Annotated in this window: 14 protein-coding genes; 8 read left to right on the top strand and 6 right to left on the bottom strand. The window is 43.8% G+C overall.

What is annotated here, in order from left to right:
- Positions 1 to 2: 2 nt before the first annotated feature.
- Positions 3 to 980, bottom strand: a complete 978-nt coding sequence (locus tag G7B20_RS15445; protein WP_164112324.1) for a YihY/virulence factor BrkB family protein — start codon at positions 978 to 980, stop codon at positions 3 to 5.
- Positions 981 to 1181: 201 nt separating this feature from the next.
- Here G7B20_RS15445 and G7B20_RS15450 point away from each other — a divergent pair, with 201 nt between their 5' ends.
- The 6 genes from G7B20_RS15450 to G7B20_RS15475 all read left to right on the top strand — a co-directional run bounded on the left by G7B20_RS15450 (position 1182) and on the right by G7B20_RS15475 (position 8257).
- Entirely contained in the window at positions 1182 to 2159 is a 978-nt protein-coding gene (locus tag G7B20_RS15450) for a PLP-dependent cysteine synthase family protein (RefSeq protein WP_164112325.1), read from the top strand.
- Positions 2143 to 3222 carry a DUF6695 family protein gene (locus G7B20_RS15455; protein ID WP_164112326.1) on the top strand — a complete coding sequence of 360 codons (1080 nt, stop codon included), beginning with the start codon at positions 2143 to 2145 and terminating at the stop codon, positions 3220 to 3222. Before G7B20_RS15450 ends, G7B20_RS15455 begins: the two co-directional genes overlap by 17 nt.
- Complete coding sequence (gene panD / locus G7B20_RS15460) at positions 3213 to 3581, top strand: aspartate 1-decarboxylase (RefSeq protein WP_164112327.1); 369 nt, start codon at positions 3213 to 3215, stop codon at positions 3579 to 3581. The genes G7B20_RS15455 and panD overlap by 10 nt, the downstream gene beginning before the upstream one ends.
- Positions 3582 to 3804: 223 nt before the next feature.
- A complete protein-coding gene (locus tag G7B20_RS15465) occupies positions 3805 to 6204 on the top strand; it encodes a PDZ domain-containing protein (RefSeq protein WP_164112328.1) in 2400 nt (799 codons plus the stop codon).
- A gap of 141 nt (positions 6205 to 6345) precedes the next feature.
- Positions 6346 to 7059 (top strand): SDR family NAD(P)-dependent oxidoreductase, encoded by a 714-nt coding sequence (locus G7B20_RS15470; RefSeq protein WP_164112329.1) that lies wholly within the window; start codon positions 6346 to 6348, stop codon positions 7057 to 7059.
- Between the two features lie 136 nt (positions 7060 to 7195).
- Positions 7196 to 8257, top strand: a complete 1062-nt coding sequence (locus G7B20_RS15475; RefSeq protein WP_164112330.1) for an endonuclease/exonuclease/phosphatase family protein — start codon at positions 7196 to 7198, stop codon at positions 8255 to 8257.
- A 7-nt stretch (positions 8258 to 8264) separates the two neighbouring features.
- Here the strand turns inward: G7B20_RS15475 and G7B20_RS15480 are convergent, their stop codons facing one another.
- The 5 genes from G7B20_RS15480 to G7B20_RS15500 all read right to left on the bottom strand — a co-directional run bounded on the left by G7B20_RS15480 (position 8265) and on the right by G7B20_RS15500 (position 19433).
- Positions 8265 to 9413: a PepSY-associated TM helix domain-containing protein gene (locus G7B20_RS15480; RefSeq protein ID WP_164112331.1), complete on the bottom strand. Its 1149-nt coding sequence runs from the start codon at positions 9411 to 9413 to the stop codon at positions 8265 to 8267.
- A 2-nt stretch (positions 9414 to 9415) separates the two neighbouring features.
- Positions 9416 to 11779: a TonB-dependent receptor gene (locus tag G7B20_RS15485; protein WP_240466024.1), complete on the bottom strand. Its 2364-nt coding sequence runs from the start codon at positions 11777 to 11779 to the stop codon at positions 9416 to 9418.
- 174 nt (positions 11780 to 11953) lie between these two features.
- Positions 11954 to 14308 (bottom strand): PQQ-binding-like beta-propeller repeat protein, encoded by a 2355-nt coding sequence (locus G7B20_RS15490; RefSeq protein WP_164112332.1) that lies wholly within the window; start codon positions 14306 to 14308, stop codon positions 11954 to 11956.
- A 116-nt stretch (positions 14309 to 14424) separates the two neighbouring features.
- Positions 14425 to 16209 carry a RagB/SusD family nutrient uptake outer membrane protein gene (locus G7B20_RS15495; RefSeq protein ID WP_164112333.1) on the bottom strand — a complete coding sequence of 595 codons (1785 nt, stop codon included), beginning with the start codon at positions 16207 to 16209 and terminating at the stop codon, positions 14425 to 14427.
- A gap of 11 nt (positions 16210 to 16220) precedes the next feature.
- Positions 16221 to 19433: a SusC/RagA family TonB-linked outer membrane protein gene (locus tag G7B20_RS15500; protein ID WP_164112334.1), complete on the bottom strand. Its 3213-nt coding sequence runs from the start codon at positions 19431 to 19433 to the stop codon at positions 16221 to 16223.
- Between the two features lie 547 nt (positions 19434 to 19980).
- Here G7B20_RS15500 and G7B20_RS15505 point away from each other — a divergent pair.
- Both G7B20_RS15505 and G7B20_RS15510 read left to right on the top strand, forming a co-directional pair.
- Entirely contained in the window at positions 19981 to 20550 is a 570-nt protein-coding gene (locus G7B20_RS15505) for an RNA polymerase sigma factor (RefSeq protein WP_164112335.1), read from the top strand.
- A gap of 76 nt (positions 20551 to 20626) precedes the next feature.
- Positions 20627 to 21724, top strand: a complete 1098-nt coding sequence (locus tag G7B20_RS15510; protein WP_164112336.1) for a FecR family protein — start codon at positions 20627 to 20629, stop codon at positions 21722 to 21724.
- The last annotated feature ends 17 nt before the right edge of the window (positions 21725 to 21741 follow it).

Here is a 21741-nt window from a genome sequence, read left to right on the forward strand (position 1 = left end):
AGCTATTTGGTGCGTTTGCCCATTGCCTTTTCCTGCTCTGTCAACGGAGCAGGCGGCACTACATTAACCTCCTTCTCCACCTCCTTGACTTCAACATACACCGCAAACTCAGAGGGCTGTATCGGCGTGCCTTTATGGATCGCATATTCCCGTGTATAGACAGCTCCAAAATAGAGTATCGCCGAGGTATAGTATACCCATAACAGGATTAGTACAATAGCACTAGCTGTTCCATAGGTGCTTTCGGTGCCTGAATTTCCGATATACAGACCGATCAAAAAATGCCCGATTACAAACAGAACCGCGGTAAACAGTGCTCCCGACCGTACTGTTCGCCATTTGATATTGACATCAGGAAGTACCTTAAAAATGATGCAGAACATAAAAAAAATAATGCCAAAGGACAGTAAAAAATTTATCCCATTAAACAATTGCACCGAAGTGTCCGGAAAAAATCGCTGCAATCGATCTGTCAAAGCTATTATAATGCCATTTACGATTAGCGTAACTACCAACAAGAAACCCAGGCCTATCACCAAAGACGAAGAAAGTAGGCGGTCTTTTATAATTTTCAACCAACCTTTCTTCACCTTAGGGCGTACATGCCATATGTTATTTATCGAGTTTTGGATATCTCCAAATACCGTAGTAGCACCAATCAAAAGCGTCACGACACTGATGGTAAGCGCCATATTCGACTTGCCCGAAAGAGAAAGATTTTTAATAATATCCTGTACCTGCAATGCCACACTACTACCGATCAGACCTCGTAACTCGGAAAACACCTTACCTTGTATAGCTTCTTCACCAAAAAAAATCCCTGCCAATGCGATCATTAAAACAAGGATAGGCCCTACAGAAAAAACCGTATAATAAGCCAGTGAAGCACTGTATTTTAAAGCCGATTCATTCATAAATCCCAACACCGCATTTTTCAATATCGTAAAATGCGCCGTAAAGATCTTCTTCGTTTTCTTCATAGTTTTTACAGTTGTCTCATCTCCATAACCACTCATAAGGGCAAATAGTTCATAACAAACTTTAAAAACTATCTATTGCCTCTTTACAGCAAACTTTTACCTCGTTGAACTGTTAAAAGTTATAAAAAAGGGTAATAAACACAATACAATACGTCATTATATCGTTATATAAACAATAAATAAACTTTAAAATCATACCATTTGGATACTACGAAAATAGGAAATACACCACTACAACTATGCCCATACCTCTCCGAAAAATACGCCTGTAGTATATTTATAAAGAAAGAGTTCTATAACATTAACAAAACTTCGAAAGACCGCCCTGCCTGGTATATGATCCAACAGGCTATCGAGCTTGGTCTCCTCCAGCAAGGTGATACACTCGTGGAGGCCAGCAGCGGCAATACGGGAATAGGTCTAGCCCAATTCGCACAGCAACTCGGTTACGGCTGCCGTATTTACGTCAGCAAGGATTGTGCACGCGAAAAGCTTAGCCTATTGCGCAGACTGGGAGCTACTGTAATAGCTTGTGACAATTCAAATGGCCTATCTGACAAGGGGTCAACCCAATACCAAGCCTCTGTATATGCCCAAAGCACTCCAAACTGCTACTTTACAGACCAGTACAACAACCCCCAGAATCCACTTTCCCATTACCAGACTACTGGCCCCGAGATATGGGAACAGACGAATGGCAAGCTCACCCATTTTTTTGCCGGTATAGGTACAGGCGGAACTATATCAGGAACAGGCAAATATCTAAAAACAAAAAACCACAACATACAGATATGCGGTATAGAACCTAACGGTTCTATACTATCCCATTTAAAAAGTCATGGATCTCTTCCCAAAGCCCTGCCTACTATGGAAAAAATAGATGGTATAGGTCGAAGATTCGTTCCGACTGTATTCGCTCCAGAAGTAATCGATGAAATCTTTCAGGTGAGCCGAACAGAAAGTATAAGCTGGGCCAACACCTATTATGAAGAAGAAGAAATATTACTTGGCTTTTCCAGTGCAGCTGTTCTCAGCGGCTTAGAAAGATATGCGGAGAAACATCCGATACATGCAGACGACCGTATAGTCTTATTATTTGCAGACTATGGCGACCGCTACCTAAACAGCCTATATCCGACATTCAAAAAAGAGCTAGCACAATATGATGAGAAGTTTTAATGACTTTGCCATACCCTTGGCATGGCCAGACCAGACTGCTTTTGGAGACGAACGTTGGATGGCATTTTTAAAAAAATGCGGTATTGTCAAAAATCTAAATTTCAAAGTCGGTCATGCTGCTATTCTTCTCATCTCCCAAAATACAGGGAACATCGAGTATTATGACTTTGGCCGTTATGTCAGTCCACGTGGCGATGGTCGCGCACGATCCAAACATTTTGATCCCAGACTTCAAATAGACCGTATCGCCACATTTGATAAGTCACACAAAGCGATTACCAATATAGATGAGATATTGACCGAACTAAGTGCTATGGAAGAAGCTACACATGGAGGAGGGCGGCTCTTTTTTACGCTTGCACCAGATATCTGCTACGTCTCCGCAAAAAAGTTTGCCGATCAGTTAGTTACCAATGGTCCGATTCCCTACGGTGCTATTGCCAAAGGCAATAACAGTTGCTCACGTTTCGTTGCCCAAGTCCTTGTTGCTGGGATGCATCCAAAAGATCGGCGTATCAAAAAAATCAATTTTCCAGAAACATTGAAACCAAGCCCGATGAGTAACATCATCAATACGGGAGCGAATAATACCATTCACTGTTACCACGAGGGTATGGTCCAACAACAAAGAATGGGCAGGATCAGTTCATTAAATTTTCATTGGCAATTGCTCAAGGAAAATTTATCAAGCAAGCACATATCCACGCTTGGGTGTGACACCGACAATGGGCAATTAGATCGCCCGGCACTCCCACCCAATCTCCGTGAAAATGCCCAATGGCTAGGTGGTATAGGTGAAGGCATGTGGTTTCAGGTTCTTAACGATGGCATAAGCGAATCCCACTATTGGGTGGAAAGCTATACTTCTTCAGGGGTGTTGATCAATCGGATAGCGACCATATGCCCCCAACAAAACCTAGACCTCGCAAAACCGTTTGAAATTACCACTCAGATGGATGGTCTCCATTTTACTATTCTTCAAAACGAAATCAAGTATTTATTAAAAAAGACAGAATACACCTACAACAAAAAAATTATCAAAAGCAATATAACATGGAATTAACCTTACTAAAATCAAAAATACACACGGTAAAAGTAACCGAGGCCAATGTTGCCTATAACGGTTCGATCACTATTGATGCAGATCTATTGGATGCTGCTGGAATTAAAAAATACGAACAGGTATATATCAACAACGCCGTAAGTGGAAGTCGGATTATGACCTATGTGCTACCCGGCAAAAGAGGTAGCGGAGAGGTCTGTATGAATGGCGGAGCAGCCCTACATGCCAAGGTGGGAGATACTATTCATATCTTGGCATTCATTAATATGTCGCCCGAAGAAGCCGATAGCTACAAGCCTACCCTGGTATTTACCGAAGGAAATAATCAGATCAAATCCATAGAAACATATACATACTAACTAAATACACCACGAGGAGGTACTTCGTCAGGAAATACCTCCTCGTGTTACTTCCACACGAGATAGTAGCGATCATCAACCGCTCATGTTTATACTACAGGTACGCCAAAATTAGGATGTCCCAATCCAATCCATACAGAAAAAAAACTTCCGTAACGCGCTGATTCTAGCTTATTTTTCCTTACTATATCCAACATTAATCTAAAAAAACCTATATTTAAGGATGTACTATACCTTAACCAATGTAATCCGATTCACCCTATTTATTTTACTGGGGTGTTATTATCTGTCGATTCGAGTCTTCGCACAGCCTTCTGCCAACAGCAAAACGATCTATGTATCCCTATCCGGTAATGACCGTAACCCCGGCACCAAGTCTAAGCCCTATGCCAGTCCACAAGCTGGAATAGATGCCGTATCAAAGCTTAAAAAAGAGGGGTTCACCGGTGCAATCGAGCTTGTTCTTATGGACGGGAAATATTATTTGGATAAACCTCTCCAAATTCATCCCGAAATATCGGGAACCGAGGGTTCCCCCTTCACTATCCGTGCTGCTATAGCGCGAAATGTTACCTTAAGTGGATCCAAACTATTGGAGCTACAATGGGAGAAGCTAGAGAATGGCCTTTGGAAAGCGAAGGTACCGAAACAACTTAATTTCCAAGAGTTATTCGCCGATGGGAACAGACTCGTCCGCGCTCGCTACCCTAATTTTGACGCCCAAGTAGCACCCTTTAACGGCTATGCTGCAGACGCGATTTCTCCCGAGCGAACCTCAGCATGGAAAGATCCCAAGGGAGCTATCGTTCACGCCCTACACGCCGGAAGATGGGGCGGCTTCCACTATCGCGTCCTTTCCAAAGACCCCAAGGGAAACTTAATATTCGAAGGTGGCACCCAAAACAATAGACCTAGCAAGATGCATGATACCTATCGCTACGTCGAAAATGTTTTTGAAGAATTAGACACAGTCCTTGAGTGGTATCTTGATGAACAGACAGCCACGTTGTACTACCTTCCTGACTCTGGTACGGATCCCAATCAACAAACATTTGAAGCACCCTTACTAGAAAATATTATAACCCTTCTAGGAACAGCATCTAATCCAGTACATGATATTAATATCCAAGGCATTCGTTTTATCCATACGGCTCCTACTTTTATGAAGACGGCAGAACCGCTACTCCGCAGTGACTGGACCATATATCGCCAAGGGGCTATCAAGCTCGAAGGCACCACCAAGTGTACCATTTCCGATTCAGACTTTTCCGATCTGGGCGGCAATGCTGTATTCATCAGTAATTATAATAGAGCTGTTGTTATCCGCGACAATCTTATCGAACGCATAGGCGCTGGTGCCATCAACTTTGTTGGTTCAGCCGATGCTGTGCGTTCCCCCGCTTTCCGGTATGAAAAATTTGTTGCAGAACAAGATATGGATACCCTAAGCGGCCCTAAAACAACGAACTATCCCGCGCAGTGTGAAGCCCATGGCAACCTGATTCGTTATATTGGTCTGATCGAAAAGCAAGTCGCAGGTGTCCAGATAGCGATGGCCTCCTCGATACGTGTCTTTCACAACACCATATATCAGGTACCTCGAGCAGGAATAAATATCGGCGATGGCACCTGGGGCGGTCATGATATTGCCTTCAATGATGTCTTTCATACGGTACTGGAGACCAGCGATCATGGCGCATTCAATTCTTGGGGCAGAGATCGCTTCTGGCATCCCAATAGAGCGCAAATGGATGCATTGGTCGCGAAGCATCCCCAATGGATTTTACTTGATGCTGTAGAAACCACATTAATCCGCAATAATAGATTCCAATGCGACCACGGTTGGGATATCGACCTGGATGACGGTTCTTCCAACTACCGCATCTTCAATAACCTGTGCCTCAGCGGAGGTCTAAAACTTAGAGAAGGTTTTTACCGGACGGTATACAACAATATTATGGTCAATAATGGGTTTCACCCACATGTTTGGTTTAAGGACAGTCACGATGTGTTTCGTCATAATATCGTAATGCAACCCCATCAAGATATACAGGTCCACTATTGGGGAGATACAGTAGACTACAATTTTTATACCCATAGGAAAGACCTGGAAAAGGATCAGGCAAAAGGCATAGAACAGCATTCGATCGCTGTGGAAAACATCAAGTTTAAGAATGCCTCTACCGGCGACTTTAGTCTTGATGGTTTCCCACTAAGGGGATATACAGACTTTGATATGTCCCACTTTGGCGTTAACGCCCCAAGACTGCGTACACTAGCCGCCGAACCAGAGATACCAAAAATTACATTGGAAAAATCGAATAAAGACGGTGAATATTTTGATTGGAAAGAAGGCCGATTTAAATCCGTCGAAACATTAGGCGAGCAGTCTGCGGCCGGCTTACCGACCATAGCCGGAGTACGCATAGTAAAACTAGCAGACAGCTCCCTATTACACCGAGGAGGTTTGCGAACAGGCGATGTTATCGTCGCCTGCCAAGGCGAAACAGTCCACACGGTCAAAGATTTTAAGACCATTATAAAACGGGATGAATACCATACACAGATAACGATAGATTTTTACCGTAACCAAGTCAAACAATCGTTGGTAATCAAAAAGTAATCCCGCAGAAGATTCTTTAAAATATAAAAGCAGCTTCCACAAAAGATCTGATTCTTTGGAAGCTGCCTATAGAATTCAGCAATTATCGGATTTTTTCGTGCTGTTCCTTGTCCTAATTTTGGCTAATCAATATATAAAGATATGCAGATTTTTAAAGACAAGGTAGTTCTCATCACCGGAGCCAATAGAGGTATTGGCAAATCACTTGTAAAGGCACTATTAAAAAATGACGTAAAAAAAATATACGCGACATCAAGAGATTTGAACCAGATGCCTACATTCCATGACCATCGAGTTTTCCCAATCCCTTTAGATATTACCAGTAGCGAAGCTATTGCTCAAATCATAACAGCAACCTCAGATACAGAAATATTGATAAACAATGCCGGTGTCTTAAATCCAGGAACTATCTTAGAGGCTGATCCTGTTGGTATGGATCATGATATGAAGGTCAATTATTTTGGCACCATAAACATGATGCGGGCCTACGCTCCTATTCTGGAAAAGAATAAGCCCGCTCGACTAATAAACATCGTTTCTATTGCCGCTTACTCTCCTTTGCCCACAATTGCAGGATATGCAGCATCCAAGGCAGCACTTTTCTCTGCCACACAATTAGCAAAAAAGGGCGTTATAGTGCAAGCAGTCAATCCTGGAGCTATTGCTACGGATATGAATAAAGACAGTAACTGGGATATGCCCAGTCCGGATAGCGTCGCCATAAAAATATTAACGCAGGTCGCGACTGACGAACTGGAGATTGTGCCTGATGAAATTGGTAAAAACATGTACGATGCCTGGAAAGAAAACCCTTCAAAACTGTCAAAAATATTTTACGACATATACCACAGTTAAGAGCAGCCGCGTTATTAAGCTGTGTCCCGATTCAAATGCTGGACACAGCGTAACAACAATCTCAACAAATCCATCCTTTCTACAAAACAAAATATTTCCTTCAACTGTATTTAATAAAAAAACAGAAGCGCCGTATATGATCATTACTATTATCTCCTGTCTGCTCATCGTTCTCAGCATCTTACCTTTCATCCAACACCAACACTGGGTATTCCGTGTTCCCGAGTTCTTAAAACTGCAACTATTGCTATTGCAGCTCGCAGCATTTGTGTTGATGGCTATTATGCATACAAAAGACTTTTCGTACTGGGTGATACAATCCAGTCAGCTCGCACTTATAATCTATCATACATATGTACTGGCGCGGTACACCAAGTTCTGGCGCACTCCATCCGTCCAAAAATCCGATTCAACGTCGGATCCCATCAAGGTGATCTCTTGCAATGTATACCAGTATAACAAAAAACACGATCGATTTATCAACCTTATCAAAAAAGAAGCTCCCGACCTCTTCTTAACGATGGAAAGCGATGCCCATTGGGAGCGCGCATTACGTGTCCTAGAAAGTGACTATCCGAATCATCAAAAAGTAACTTTAGCCAATACCTACGGAATGCATCTATATACCCGTCTCAAACTGATCTCGGTCCAAACACACTATTTTGTAGCAGACGACATCCCTAGTATAGAAGCCGAACTAGAAACCAAAGATGGCCACCGGTTTATATTCTTTGGAGTACATCCTCCTCCTCCTAGTCCGACCGAAGAGGAAAATTCGAAAGAGCGCGATGGCGACCTGTTGAGTGTAGCCAAGCAGGTACGAAACCATTCGCTTCCAGTAGTAGTCGTAGGTGATTTCAACAATGTCGCCTGGGCCAAGAGCTCGATATTATTTCGGAAGACTAGCGAACTCATTGATGCTCGTATAGGACGAGGCATACTATCGACATTCCATGCCAAATATTGGTTATTCAGAGTTCCTTTAGATCTACTGTTTCACAGTCCCCAAATCTTCATCGATCAGCTTACCATCTTACCTGACGTTGGATCTGATCATTTTCCAGTGGCCTGCACGTTTCATATCGACACACACACTGCCGAACAAGAACAGCGCGTAGACGAACTAGATCATGGCGAAATGCAAGAAGTAGAAACGCTTATCGAGGAAGGTAAAGAGGAAGAAAGTGATAATCGCTAATCGGAGACTATTTAGTTTTCTTGTTCATCCAGATAATAAATCCCGTAATAGGTAGTGAAGCGCATATCAGAGACACCACAAAAGCCAATATTTTAGTCCCCATTCCGCCGATACTCCCTACATGGAGGTCAAAATTCATACTGGCCAACTTATCCCCTGCTTTCATCCTTTCGGACGTTAACACTTTATCGATCTGTCCGTCGGACCGCGCAAAGTAATACCAGACAAAATCACTCGTTTTGTCTTTGCTCAACCGAATCTGTATATCATCCATCTCGGCCTTTGCTCCGCGAAGCCGTATAGACATCATATCTGCTGTCGGGTGTTGTTTCAGACTATATAATAGTGCATTGTCGATATTAGCGGCATAGACCTGCGGTACAGGTTGAAATTCAGCTAGCTCCGTCTCCCTGTCAGAATCACTCACAGATATACCGTTAAAAAAAGAGACGTACGCTGCTTTAAAACCAGGATAGGCGAACACAAGCCCTGTAATGCATAAAATTAGCGCCAATAGCGCTGTATGGAAGCCCAAAACATTGTGTAAATCATAGTTTAACCGCTTTTTCTTTGCTTTGAAACGTAACCATAGGCTCCGCCTAAGGGGCTTTCCCCTCCACTTCTTAGGCCACCACAACGGTATTCCACTGATGATCAAAACAATAAATAGGATGGTCGACCAAGCTACGAGGGGCTTTCCTATTGCCTTTCCAAGCAGAAGGTTCATATGCGTCTGGAGTACCAACTGAAAAAACTCAGTTTTTGAATCTTCAATCTGCTGTACCTGTCCTGTGTACGGATTTATAAACACACGATCGTAATAGGTATAATAATCCCAAAACACATGTTTAGATTCGTCCAGATCCATCGCCCGAAACACCCAGGTTCTATCAGCAGCAGGGTACAGATCCACACGGGACACCTTTTTACCCGCGCCTAATGCTTTCTCCGATTTAGCCAGCAGTGTACTGAGCGGGAGAGGTTCTACTTGCTTATTTTTACTACTATCCGTGATGTAATATTTTGCCGGATATACTACGCTCTTCAAATCGTCATGAAACACATAGATACAGCCTGTTAGGCTTACGATTACGACAACAATACCGCTAAGCAGCCCCAGGCATTTATGGATCCACAGTATCCAGCTCTTGAACATGACTAAAATTTATACGAAAAATTCAAACTCACCTGCATTCCAGGGCCCCTTACATAGTCCACGTCAAGTCCTCGATATTGGCTTACTGTAGGGTAATAGGTCTTATTCAATAGATTCTCTATCCCCATACCTATATTCCATAGCGCATTGACGCTGTATGAAGAGGAAAGATTAAATAGATCGACAGATTTTACCGGCCCCTCACTGTTGTTGTATTGACCTTTCTTGGGATTGATATCGAAGCGATCACGCGCACCGGTATGCACCCAGAATAGCTGTACATTTAGCTTATTATTGGGTCTGTAATACACGTATCCCGTTGCCTTAGCCGGTGCAATACGAGAACCATTGAGGTAGACTTGACTTCCATCATCAAATTTAGCTTCACCTTCCACATAAGCGTAACTTCCCCCTACCGACCATTGTGGCGACAGACGTGCATCCAGCGCGATTTCATAACCATGCACATCTTCCGGTTCCCGCTGAGGAGTCAGATAACCTCCCACATCTACCAGATTAACCCCTAATTTGGATGTGCTGATATAATACGCCGCCGAAAGGTTGAATATCCCTTGCGTACTCGAAAAACCTACTTCATAATTATTCGTGATAATAGGGTCTGTCTCGAGGTTATCGATTGTATTTTCAGTAGCCCGTCTCAGGATCCGCCCCAATTCATTGATAGCAAAACCCTGCGAAAAGCTCAGGAAAGGATTGAAAAAGTTATATTTATTGTACCGCAATCCAGCATTAAACATCGTCGCTTTATAAGGTATTTTTCCGCCTGTGACAAAAATACCACCACTGCCATCAGCCTTGGTGGCTATCGTATTATAATCTTTGACCCGTACGGTTGCATTCTCATATCGCAGTCCGCCTTTAAAGATTAAATTTTCCAACAAATCTACCTTTAACTGCACATAAGGAGCGATATTCGACATATCCATATTCGGTATATACACCCTGCCATCAGTCAGGTCCTGATAGGTGATATCATTCAACAGATCTATACCATAGGTGATCGCAGTCGGAATACTTCCCAGCTGTAACGGCGTATTCATGTTCAGACGCAAACCTTTCTTTCTAGAATTAATCATGGTCTGTCCCGGTCCGTACCAGGATGTAGACTCCTTGACATACCTGTTCATCGATTGGAACGAGTTTATGTAAGCTGTCACATCCAATTGCGAATTTCCAAACACATTATCTTTGGAATAACTCAGCATCGCATTATGATTGAATGGCGTTCCCGCCGGTTCACCAGGTTCTTCACCACGGACTCCTATCGTCGGCGATTCACCATATACTCCGGCCTGACTCACATATTTGGCATGCTGCGTACTATTGAAATAATTATAGAATCCGCTAAGAGAAGAATGCGCATCCAGTTGATAGCCCAACTTCACAAAAGCATTGTACTGATATGAGTTAGATAATCCATCGGTCTGTCCTAGCGGCAATCCCTCACCATCCCGCTGTAATCCGGTATAATCCATAGTACCGCCGATATTGAAACTCAATTTTCGGTTTGCACTACCCGAAAAATACTGCGACACCCGATAGCCCATGGTGCCATCACTATGAATAGGATTAAAAGTAGTACCTATACTGGTCTGCCCAGCTATTTTCTGATTCCCACTAGCGTTTTTTGTAATATAATTTATGATACCTCCCCCCGAACCATTGCCATAGATAGAAGTCGCACCTTTGATGACTTCAATGCGCTCTACCACATTAGGATCTATTGTCCTCAAATCACGAACCCCGTTCATCAATGGAGTAGACTGAGGTATACCATCAATCAAAACCAATATCGGCCGTCCACGCAGCGTCTGCCCGGCATTGGTCGCCTTATTGGTCGATGTCCCCAGTCCAGGTATTGTATTTCCCAGAATACTGGATAGATTGGTATTAATATTCATTTGGGATTCAATATCCTGTCGGTTCAGGATACTCACCGACGATGGCACCTGCGATACGAATTCAGGTCGTCTTCCCGCTGTAACAACAACTTCCTCCAGTTGCTGATCGGTCTCTTCTATTACAATTTGAAGCGGCGATCGTACGGTATCCAGATTTATTATTTTCTCAAAAGGCTTGAAACCCATTCCCCGTACGCCGATACGTTGCACCAGATTATCAGTTACTGCTAGATCAATCTGACCATTTCTATCGGTCCTCCCCACAATATCTTCACCCAAATATACAGTCGCACCCTGAATGGGCTTTTGTATTACACTGTGTACGAAAACCTTTACCTGCGCATATCCATGCCCCGATAAAAGCATAAACACCAGCGCAATGCTAAAAATATAGCTATAAGTCTTCTGTCTTGCCGCACGGTTGAAGTATAAACCCTTAAACATTTTATTTAGATTTAGTTTAAATAATGCGCAAATATAAAAACTTATTTTTTAGCACAAAAAAACTACAAAAAAAAATACAAGGATTCGATTTAGCTATTTATATAAATTAACCCAAGACGAGACAAACCGACTATCATAAAAAGAAAGCCCGACATATTCGGGCTTTCTTTTTGACTAATCCAACTGTATACAATGTACCGTCCCTGAAAAATCAGCGACAAACACCAAATTATCCAACAGCGCAGGATCTGCCAATACTGGTGCTCCTATTCTCTTCTCCGCCACTCGCTTTCCGGTATCGCTCAATCTGTAGAGATAACCGTCCGATGCTCCAAAAATAAAATCATTCTGGTAAGGCACGATGGCACTCTCTACGGTCTCTACTTGTGTACCAGTATTTGGATTGGAATAAGAAGACGTAAATATCAATGCATCGCGCGTGTCAAATCGCCACTTTTCCTCCAGTGTCTCCCTATCAAAACCACACACACCAGCGTCTGAAGTACCGGTAACAAACTGTTTGCCCCTAATCAATGGAGCCCCCATCACTTTAAAATCCAGAGCATGCTTTTGCTGTGCCAACACAGTACCTTTGGACTTATCCAACACAAACAACGTATTCAAGCCCGTGAGATACATTCTATCGCCATCCACAGCAACACCACCGCTTCTAAACCGAAGACCGTCCTCATTTTTTTTCCAAAGAAGCTTTCCTGATGCTCTATCATGGACAAATAATGCATTCCAATTTGCCCCTGTTATCAAGAGATCTTCTGTAACCAACATCTCACCCGGCATCGCTTCTCCTCCATTCCAATCCGTATTCTTCCAGACCACTTCACCGCTTTCCGCATTCAATGCCGTGAGAAAACTTCCGGCTCCAGCGTAATAGACACCGTCTTTCAATGCAGATCCCGTTACATAATTCGGTAGGCCGATCTGTCGCAAAGCCTTCGTCCATTTTAACGTTCCCTTCTTGGCATCGATAGCATAGACCGTTCCCTCCACATCCGTAGCCAACAGTATATCCTTATAGATATGTAATTTCTGCTTGATCGAATTCTTGACAGGCAGCTCCCACAGCAGCGAGCCATCCCTGACATCCATAGCGACGATCTTTGCCTTACCTCCGCCCGTGTCATCAAAGGTGGCCGTATATAACATACCTTCGTTCAGCAGTGGACTCACCTTCCATATACCACCACCTATATTGCTAGACCATAATGTCTTCATGACGGTCCGCTGTTTGAGATCCAATTTATGTTTACGCATAGTTGATGAACCATCTCCAAAAATCACCTCAACCAATACTTCATGTATTTCTTTCGACTTATTCCGAGGAAGCTCAATACTCCAAGTCCATGAACCATTACCTTCAAAATCCTTCTCGACCACTTTATTTCCCTTCGCGTTATATCCTGTAAGCTTCACCCTATTGACCCACCGCTCACTATCGTAGATATTTGCCTTGATCTGCACCTCTTTGGCCCCGATGATTGGATCCGCCAATACGATGTATTCCTTCAAGTTGGTAAATATGGGGCGGACATCCTGTACACCGTTTTTATCCATGCTGACATGTAGAAATTGGCCTACCGAATGATCTATACCTCCTTTATCCGGGGCGTTGGTCGAAATGACACGTACACCGTTAGCCGCGTTTACAAAACTATAGTTATTATGCCAGTGCCCGTACAGCCATGCTTTTAGTCCATAGGCTTTCAGATCTATCTCCTCGGTCTTTCCCTTGAGGACAAAGTCGGTCCCTACCGAAAAATCATGATTTATCAAGACCAATGCCTTGTTTGGATCTTTATTCAAGAGATCCTTCTTCATCCAACGGATTACCTGATCTCTGTTGTAGCTCGGCGCATAATCGCCGCTCCACATCGGTGTCACCACAAAGTGTACAGGCCCCTTTTCAAAAGAATAATACGTCGGTCCAAACAATTGTTCAAACAGCTCCTCCCCATACTTACCCTTCACCAGATCGTGGTTTCCTACCGCATAATGTACTGCCGTACCCATCAACCCACTATTAAGTTGTCTCGCATGAAATTTCATCCCCTCCTCATAGCAGATATCACCCGTATGCATGATCAATGGAATACCCTGATTACGGGCATACTGCTTAATATTATCTACCCAGGTACCGTATAGCGCTGTCTCCGTATCTGTAATCTGTATAAAATCAAGTCTATCCACTTGCTGACTTGGATCTACAACCACACCCAAATCATAAGTAGTCTGCTGCCCCTCTATTTTCAAGTAATGCTGCTTACTCATTTTAAAGCCCGACGGGGCTTTAACAAAGACAAAACGAGCATCGGGGTTGTTTTCCATATTAAATTCTCCCTGTGCATCGGTACACACCACCTGATAGCCGTTCGAAACCACCACCTTATCCAGCGTTCTTTCGTTGGCATCAAACTTCGAATTACCGTTGGTATCCTCGTACACCCGACCTTTTATCTGCGCAAAGGAATTTGTAAAAGTAAAAAGCAGACCCAGAGCCACTATATATTTCATATGTATATTCACTATCTGTTTTATAATTGTTGTCTATTTGCCAACGCAAAAGAGAAAAAATCCCTGATAAAAACAAATTCAGGGATTTAAAATTAAAATTTCAACAGCATCCCCTACTATTTCCACCCAAAAGGCTGGCTCAGGTTTGGATTTAACACCGTCTGCTGTATAGGTATAGGGCGGTAATAATACATCGGAGCCTCCCAGTTGCGCGGTTGCTTCTTATCACGGGTAAACATGATATGCCCTTTATTACCCTCCGATAGATAGATCACGTCATCACTTAGGTAATGCGGAGTGATCTTGTCCCTTTGATCCTTAGGCAATACAGCCCAGGCATTATCGTCACTTTTCTTTTCCAGAATCGCTATATCAGGATTACCATCCCCTGTTACGTCCATCAGTCCGAGCGCTTCGACATACATTCCCTTAGGAGCCTGCGCCAGAAGCTGGCCTACCCCCCATCTATTCAGGTCGTCCAGCCGGAATCCCTCTGCTGCGAGCTCCGTTCTCCGCTCTCTTCTGATTTCAAGCACTATACCCTTATTCTGCTTTACGTTAGCATATCGTGCTTCCAACAGGGGATCGACATTACTATTTGCTGCATTTAGTATCAACGCCGGCATACCGACACGAGCTCTTAATCTAGCGATAGTTATATTCAAGTCTTCCTGTGTTAATGTGCCCAGTTCAGCTTTTGCTTCCGCATAGTTTAACAGGGTCTCCGCATACCGCATAATCGGTAGATCTGTATAATTCAGGTTCCAGCCTTTACGTAATTCCGGGTCTCTCGGATAAAACTTGACCTGAAGATAACCCCCATAGGTAGGCTTCAGTACGTGGGGCAGATTAAGGTTAGGGTTTGTTTTGAACCCGGGCTCCATGATCAATTCAGCAAGTCTAGGATCCCGATTTTTAAACAGTTGAGTGATTTTCATCGTTTCATTACCAAGCTGATCGGTAAATGGACTTCCATCTTTCATTAAGTACTCTTCCATCAGCTCCTTACTCATGGCCCACTCATAGTCAAAGACCGTATGCGAGTTATTCCCCACCCCCTCGCCCATGCTGTTCTTTTTTAAGAACAGGACTTCCTTATTGTCTGAAAGGTTGGGGTTCGAGAACAGCGCTCTATAATCTTCCCCCAGCTTCCCCGTATTATGGATCACAAAGCCCCCCTCATCCATCACCCGTCGTGCTGCTTCGGCCGACTTTTTATAGAATGACGCTGCCGTCGCTTGTAGACCGAGGTATTCATGGTACCTTCTGTAACTACCTTCGTATAGTGCGATACGGGACAAGAGATTCAATGCTGCCCATTTGGTAATACGTGTATTTGTACCAGCGGCTTTGATGTGCGTGACCGCAAAATCCAGATCCGCCATAATCGAATCTACGACCAGCGTACGTGGATCCTGCTTTTTCATCAGCCCCTCTGTATCACTATCTTTGATTTCCTTACCGTACCATGGTACATCGCCGTATATCTTTACCATGTTATAATACCAATTGGCACGGTACAGTTTTGCTATTCCTACAAAATGATTGATATCGGCAGCATTACCTTTGGTCCTATGTACATTGTCCAACATGATGTTGATACGGCGTAGATCACCCCAATTGTTCCAGCCCCCCGCATTGGCAACAGTCAGGTTACCCCGCACCATATTGTCGGTCGTAGACGCTCCTGCCATGCCTGCGATATTATCCGAAAAACCATCCGAGTATGAAGGACCTATCATGCCATACATGGTGTTGGTATAGATCTCCAGGTCCTTCGGGGACTGAAACGAATTTTCAGAAGTCACTGCCGTTTGCGGCAATCTGTTCAAAAAATCTTTTTGACATGCGGATAGCGATAGTGCCATCACGGCACCACATAAATATATTGATTTTTTCATTTTGAAGTTTCTTAGTATGTTAGATTCAGGCCAAATGAATAAGTACGTTGAAACGGATAAAGATTGCCACCAAAGCCTTCCGGATCCAACGGCATATCAAGATTCGTCTTTTCAAATAAATTTTCTCCAGAGAAATAAAACTGTACCTTACCTAAACCGGAACGTTTGATCCATGTTTGCGGCAAACTATATCCCAGCGTAATGTTCTTTACCCTCATATAGCTTACATCCTGTAGGTAATGGTCGTTTGTAGCCGCCAGCGAGCGTCCGCTGACCTCAGCAGCATAAGCCCTCACCGCCGGGAAATAACCGTTAGGATTCTCCGGTGTCCAGTGGTCCAGATTCTGTTTGGTCACGTTGGTCCATGGTTGTGCATAGATGCCCCAGAAATAGATAGATCCACCTCCAGGATACCAATCCCGTTTTGCTATACCTTGCAGGTACACCCTTGCACTGATTCCCTGCCATTCGCCAGCAAGATCGAAACTAAAAGGATACTGCGGACTGGAATTGCCCACGGGTCTCAGGTCACCATGATCGTCCAAGGTATTTTTACCCGCGTTGATACGGCCATCGCCATTTAGATCCTTATACTTGATATCCCCTATATACGAATTGTTGCCCACGTTTCCATTTCCTATATCCACCATATTCAAGGCGTCCAATTGAGCTTGGTTCTCGAATACACCGTCATAGGTATAACCCCAGAGCGTCCCCAGACGCTGCCCCACATAATAGTCACTCAATAGGTTGGTCGGATTATCGTATTTCGTAATAGAAGCTTTATAGTTGGACAATACGAAGGCCGCGCTGTAATTGAACGGAGAGCCACCCAAGTCAAAGTTGTCCTTCCATCCCACACGCAGCTCCCATCCTTCCGTCTTCAGGTCGCCGGCATTAATCTTGGGCGATCCGGTACCAAAAACCCCTGGCAGCGTCTTGCCTGCTACCAGCATATCTTTGGTCGTACGCGTATACATATCTGCTGTAATGTCCAATCTATTATTGAACAAGACCAGGTCTGCACCGTAGTTGGTCGTCGCTACTTTCTCCCAGGTAAAACTACTCATTACCGCTCCGGGAGGGTTAATCCCCAAGGGACGTTCGCTCCCCAGGATCCAGCCTATCTTTCCAGCGCCCATGGTAGGCAAAAAGGAATAGTTACTCACGTTTTGATTGCCCAGTTGCCCATAGGATGCTCTAAACTTCAATAGATTGACAATTTCCTTTGCCGGTTCGAAAAAACGCTCTTCCGACACCACCCATCCTGCCGAAGCAGACGGGAAGAATCCCCATCGATCTCCATTCGGGAACTTGGACGACCCATCATAACGCCCATTAGATTCCAATAAGTAGCGCCCTTTATAATCATATCCGATACGATAGAATACACCTTGTACAGCCCAATCATCCAACGACTGTGTAGCCGAAGTAGCTCCCGAGGCCAACTGTAAGCTCGGTAGATCTATCGACAACAGGTCATTACGGGTTGCCGAGGTCACTTCGTTTTTACGATATTCCTGATTATAGCCCAACAAGGTATTCAGGTTATGGTCTCCCCATGACTTTTTAAAGTTTGTATATATATTGAAAACATCGTACTTGTTATTTTCATATTGCTTGGTCGCATAGGACGTAGAGGGGCCCGCATATTTTATTTCCGTATTCGGCCCGGTCTTATACGGGATAGGTAAGTCAAATGAGCTCAGATTCCAACTCGAGCGACGAAAAGTAACATCCGCATTTACGTCCCATACATCCTTGATAAGCGATGCTTTGGCATTGAAACTGGTTTGAAACTCATTAATTTTTCTCGTTGTACGTCCGCCGTCTTGCATTCTGCCGAGCAGTGCTGCTCCGGCCGAAGTCCAGCTGCCATCCGGGTTTTTAGGCACATCGAGCGAGCTCGTACGATTCACATTCCAAAAGAAGTCGCCATCCATAAATACCGGTGAATCAAAGTCGCGCGCCGTGATCAGGGTATTATTTCCAATTTCCAGCCAGTCCGTCACTTTCATATCCACCTTTCCGCGCGCATTGTACCGATTCATTATATCCTGTCCGAATTTCATCATTCCATTCTGTTTGAGGTATTCACCCGAAAACAAGTAAGAAATATTTTCGGACTTTCTACCCAGGCTCAGATTGAAGGTGTGTGTGGGGGCCGATTTATTATATCCCTCCTCCATCCAGTCTGTAGATCCATAATACATGTAGTTCAACTTATTATTCGGATCCAAGATCACTCTTGGTAGACTTGGGTCGTTCTGAATCTGCTTAGCATACTCACGAACGGCATCCGGGAATAAATCATAGAGCGGTGTGGCAGCTAATCTCTTATACTCCATGACGGTGAGTGGGTCGGTTACCACTTCCGGCATTTTACCCACCGTCCTGAACGAAGCGTTGTAGCCAAAGCTGAGCTGCGTTTTGTCCGAGTTTGGAAATTTCGTCGTGATCAGTACCACGCCGAAGGCAGCACGGGCCCCATAAATCGCGGCAGACGAACCATCTTTCAAAATCGTTACCGTCTCAAAATCATTGGGGTTCAGGCGAGCGAGTTCGGCTTCGGTATGGGGTACATTATCTACCAGAATCAAAGGTCCACCACCATTTATCGAGGTGGTACCGCGAATATTAAAGCTCGCTGTGGCGGTAGGATTACCACTGGGGTTCGTGATGTTTAAGTTCGGCATCACCCCCTGTAGGGCGGAACCTAGGCTAGTGACAGGTCTATTTTCCAACTGTTTAGCACTTATCTGGTCTACGGCCCCTGTCAAGTTTACTTTCTTTTGGGTACCATAGCCCACTACGACCGTCTCTTCGAGCATAGATGATTTCTCGACGAGCTCGATCTGCATATTTTCGTCCGCCGTCATTTCCCTAGATTCATGTCCCATAAGTGTAAAACGCAGGACACTATTCTTGGGTACACGTATCGTAAAGCGGCCATCGGCATCGGATGCGATACCTGTTGATGTCTTACCCACGACCGATATGGATACCCCTTTTAGAGGCGTATTACCGTTTGTAATTCTGCCCTTAGCCAAGATTTCGGCTTGTTGCGAGAGCGATTGCCCGTACAGATTCATTGTTGGTGAGCCATAAGCTGCCGCATTTGAAAGCATTAAAGCCAGTGACAGCATACGCGATCCTGTTGTTATCCGCAAACAAACCGGAGCCAATTTCCTCCTTAACTTGTTTACGAAAGAAATATTCTTCATATTTGAAATAATAAGGTTAATTAAAATTTTTTTGAACAGTTTTGATTCCTTACATAAGGGGATGGTCCAACATCTCCTTTTTTGCATATAGACACTTTTATATTCCCATAAGCCTTGCTTTTTTAAGTTTAGTATTACTGGTTAATTCGGTGTTTTCCCGTATTTAAAAACTAAAGTAACAAACTAAAATAATGTTTACAAATATTAAATAATAAATCACAAAAAACCTTTTACATCTACAATATTACATCTAATGTTTAACTAAAGTAAAAATAAATTGTTAAACAATTGTTACTTACGACTGGAAGCACGTTCCTAAAAACCAAGTGTAAATATTTAGCATAACTAAACAAAAACAGCAATCCAGCAAGCACTTATGCTTACCCACTGTCACCTTATCAGCAGTTTCTCTCTTCCTCTTCTTAAGCGCCTTCTACCACTGCCCTAAGCCGCCCCCCTATTAACCTTGACTTAAAATAGGGTTTGTTTTTTGAGTATATATCGTTTAAATTTGATGGCGAAGCACTAACTTTTACCGAAAATTTCATTGAGTACCTACGACAAGTATACAGATATCGAGCTTATTGAACTTTCCAAGACCGGGGATCAACGGGCATTCTCTATACTCTACGAGCGCTATCGAAACGTTGCATACAAGCACGCCTATCTGTTTTACCAAGACTATGACAAAGCGCAGGATATCACACAGGACGTCTTTACCAAACTCTGGAACAAGCGAGAAAGCCTGCATATCACGAGCAATTTTTCGGCGTATCTACACCGTATGATACGGCATATCATCTTAAACCAGCTGGACCACCAAAAAATCACGCAGAAGTTTTACGACTACACCGAGGCACTTCAGACGGTACAGCGCAATGATGTCGACGAATATATCATCGAAAAGGAACTTACAGCGATACTTGCTGAAAAGATCAACAAACTGCCCAAAAAGATGAAGGAAGTATTTCTCTTGAGCCGCGAAGAGCAGAAATCTCATCAAGAGATCAGCGAACAGCTTAATATCACGACCAAGACCGTAAGGCAACAGATTTACAATGCGCTTCTCATCCTAAAAAGTAACCTTAAGTATATCTTTATACTTCTATTTTCATAATTTTTATTTTTTTATTAGACACCTGCAAGACTTAACTGTCTTGTACGTATAGTGGCGCTTTACAGCTTATATTTACATGAATAAAAAGGAATTCAAAACATTATTAGACCGCTACCGATCCGGCCAGGCAACGACAGCTGAAAAACAGTTGCTCTACCGGTATTACAATGACTTTATAAAGCGCAATACCCTAGAAGACTTTCAAGAATCCGAAGCCGAATCCCGGCTAAGCCAATGGTCGCCCATCCGGGATCAAGCACGTTCACCAAAGCGGTTGTTCCCGTGGAGACAGGTTGCTGCCGTATTTGCCGTCGTCGGCTTTGCTGCCTTCTATTACATCTATTCGACGGAAACAAGCGAAGAAGAGGGGGCAGCGATCACGGCATCACAACAACCCATAGCCGCTCCAGTCACCAAAGCTATCGCCATACTACCCTCAGGCGACACCCTATTACTCGACGGGGCACCAGGGGCCGCACAAAAACTGGCCCGTGCCCAGATGCAAAACCTGTATGCCAATCCGTTCATTACCTTAAAAACTCCCCGTGGAGGCAAGCTCAACTTCACCCTGCCCGATGGCTCTAATGTATGGCTCAATTCGGGCACCACATTGACCTACCCTGCTGCATTTGGTAAAGATTCCAGATCCGTCAAGCTAGAAGGCGAGGCCTATTTTGAAGTCGTGAAAGTCCAACATGGCAATAGTAAAACACCATTTATCGTACACTCGTCAAATCAAGAAATAAAAGTACTGGGCACCAAGTTTAACGTCAATAGCTATCTTGACGAGGCCGTAAGTACCACTACACTAGCAGAAGGTGCGGTGGCGGTAAGGCAACTTAAAGAGACCAGCACCACCTTACTCCGCCCCAATCAGCAATACATTGCTTCGGCCACCGGCAATCAGGTCGTCAAAGTCAATGCTGCTGAAACAATAGCTTGGAAGGAAGGTATCATTGCCCTTTCCAATCAAGATCTATTGCCTATCATACGGATGATCGAACGTAACTATGATGTCACCTTTGAAAGCAGTGCTTTACCAAAAGGGATCAAGTTTAACGGCGAACTCCAGACCACGCTAGCCCTAGACGAACTTCTGGATATACTAGAGATCAATCTGGGATTACAGTTTAAGCGTCAGGGAAAAAACATAACAGTATCTAACAACAAATAAAACGACTAACAATTGAT

This window comes from Sphingobacterium sp. xlx-96, assembly GCF_011007365.1.
Taxonomy (GTDB): domain Bacteria; phylum Bacteroidota; class Bacteroidia; order Sphingobacteriales; family Sphingobacteriaceae; genus Sphingobacterium; species Sphingobacterium luzhongxinii.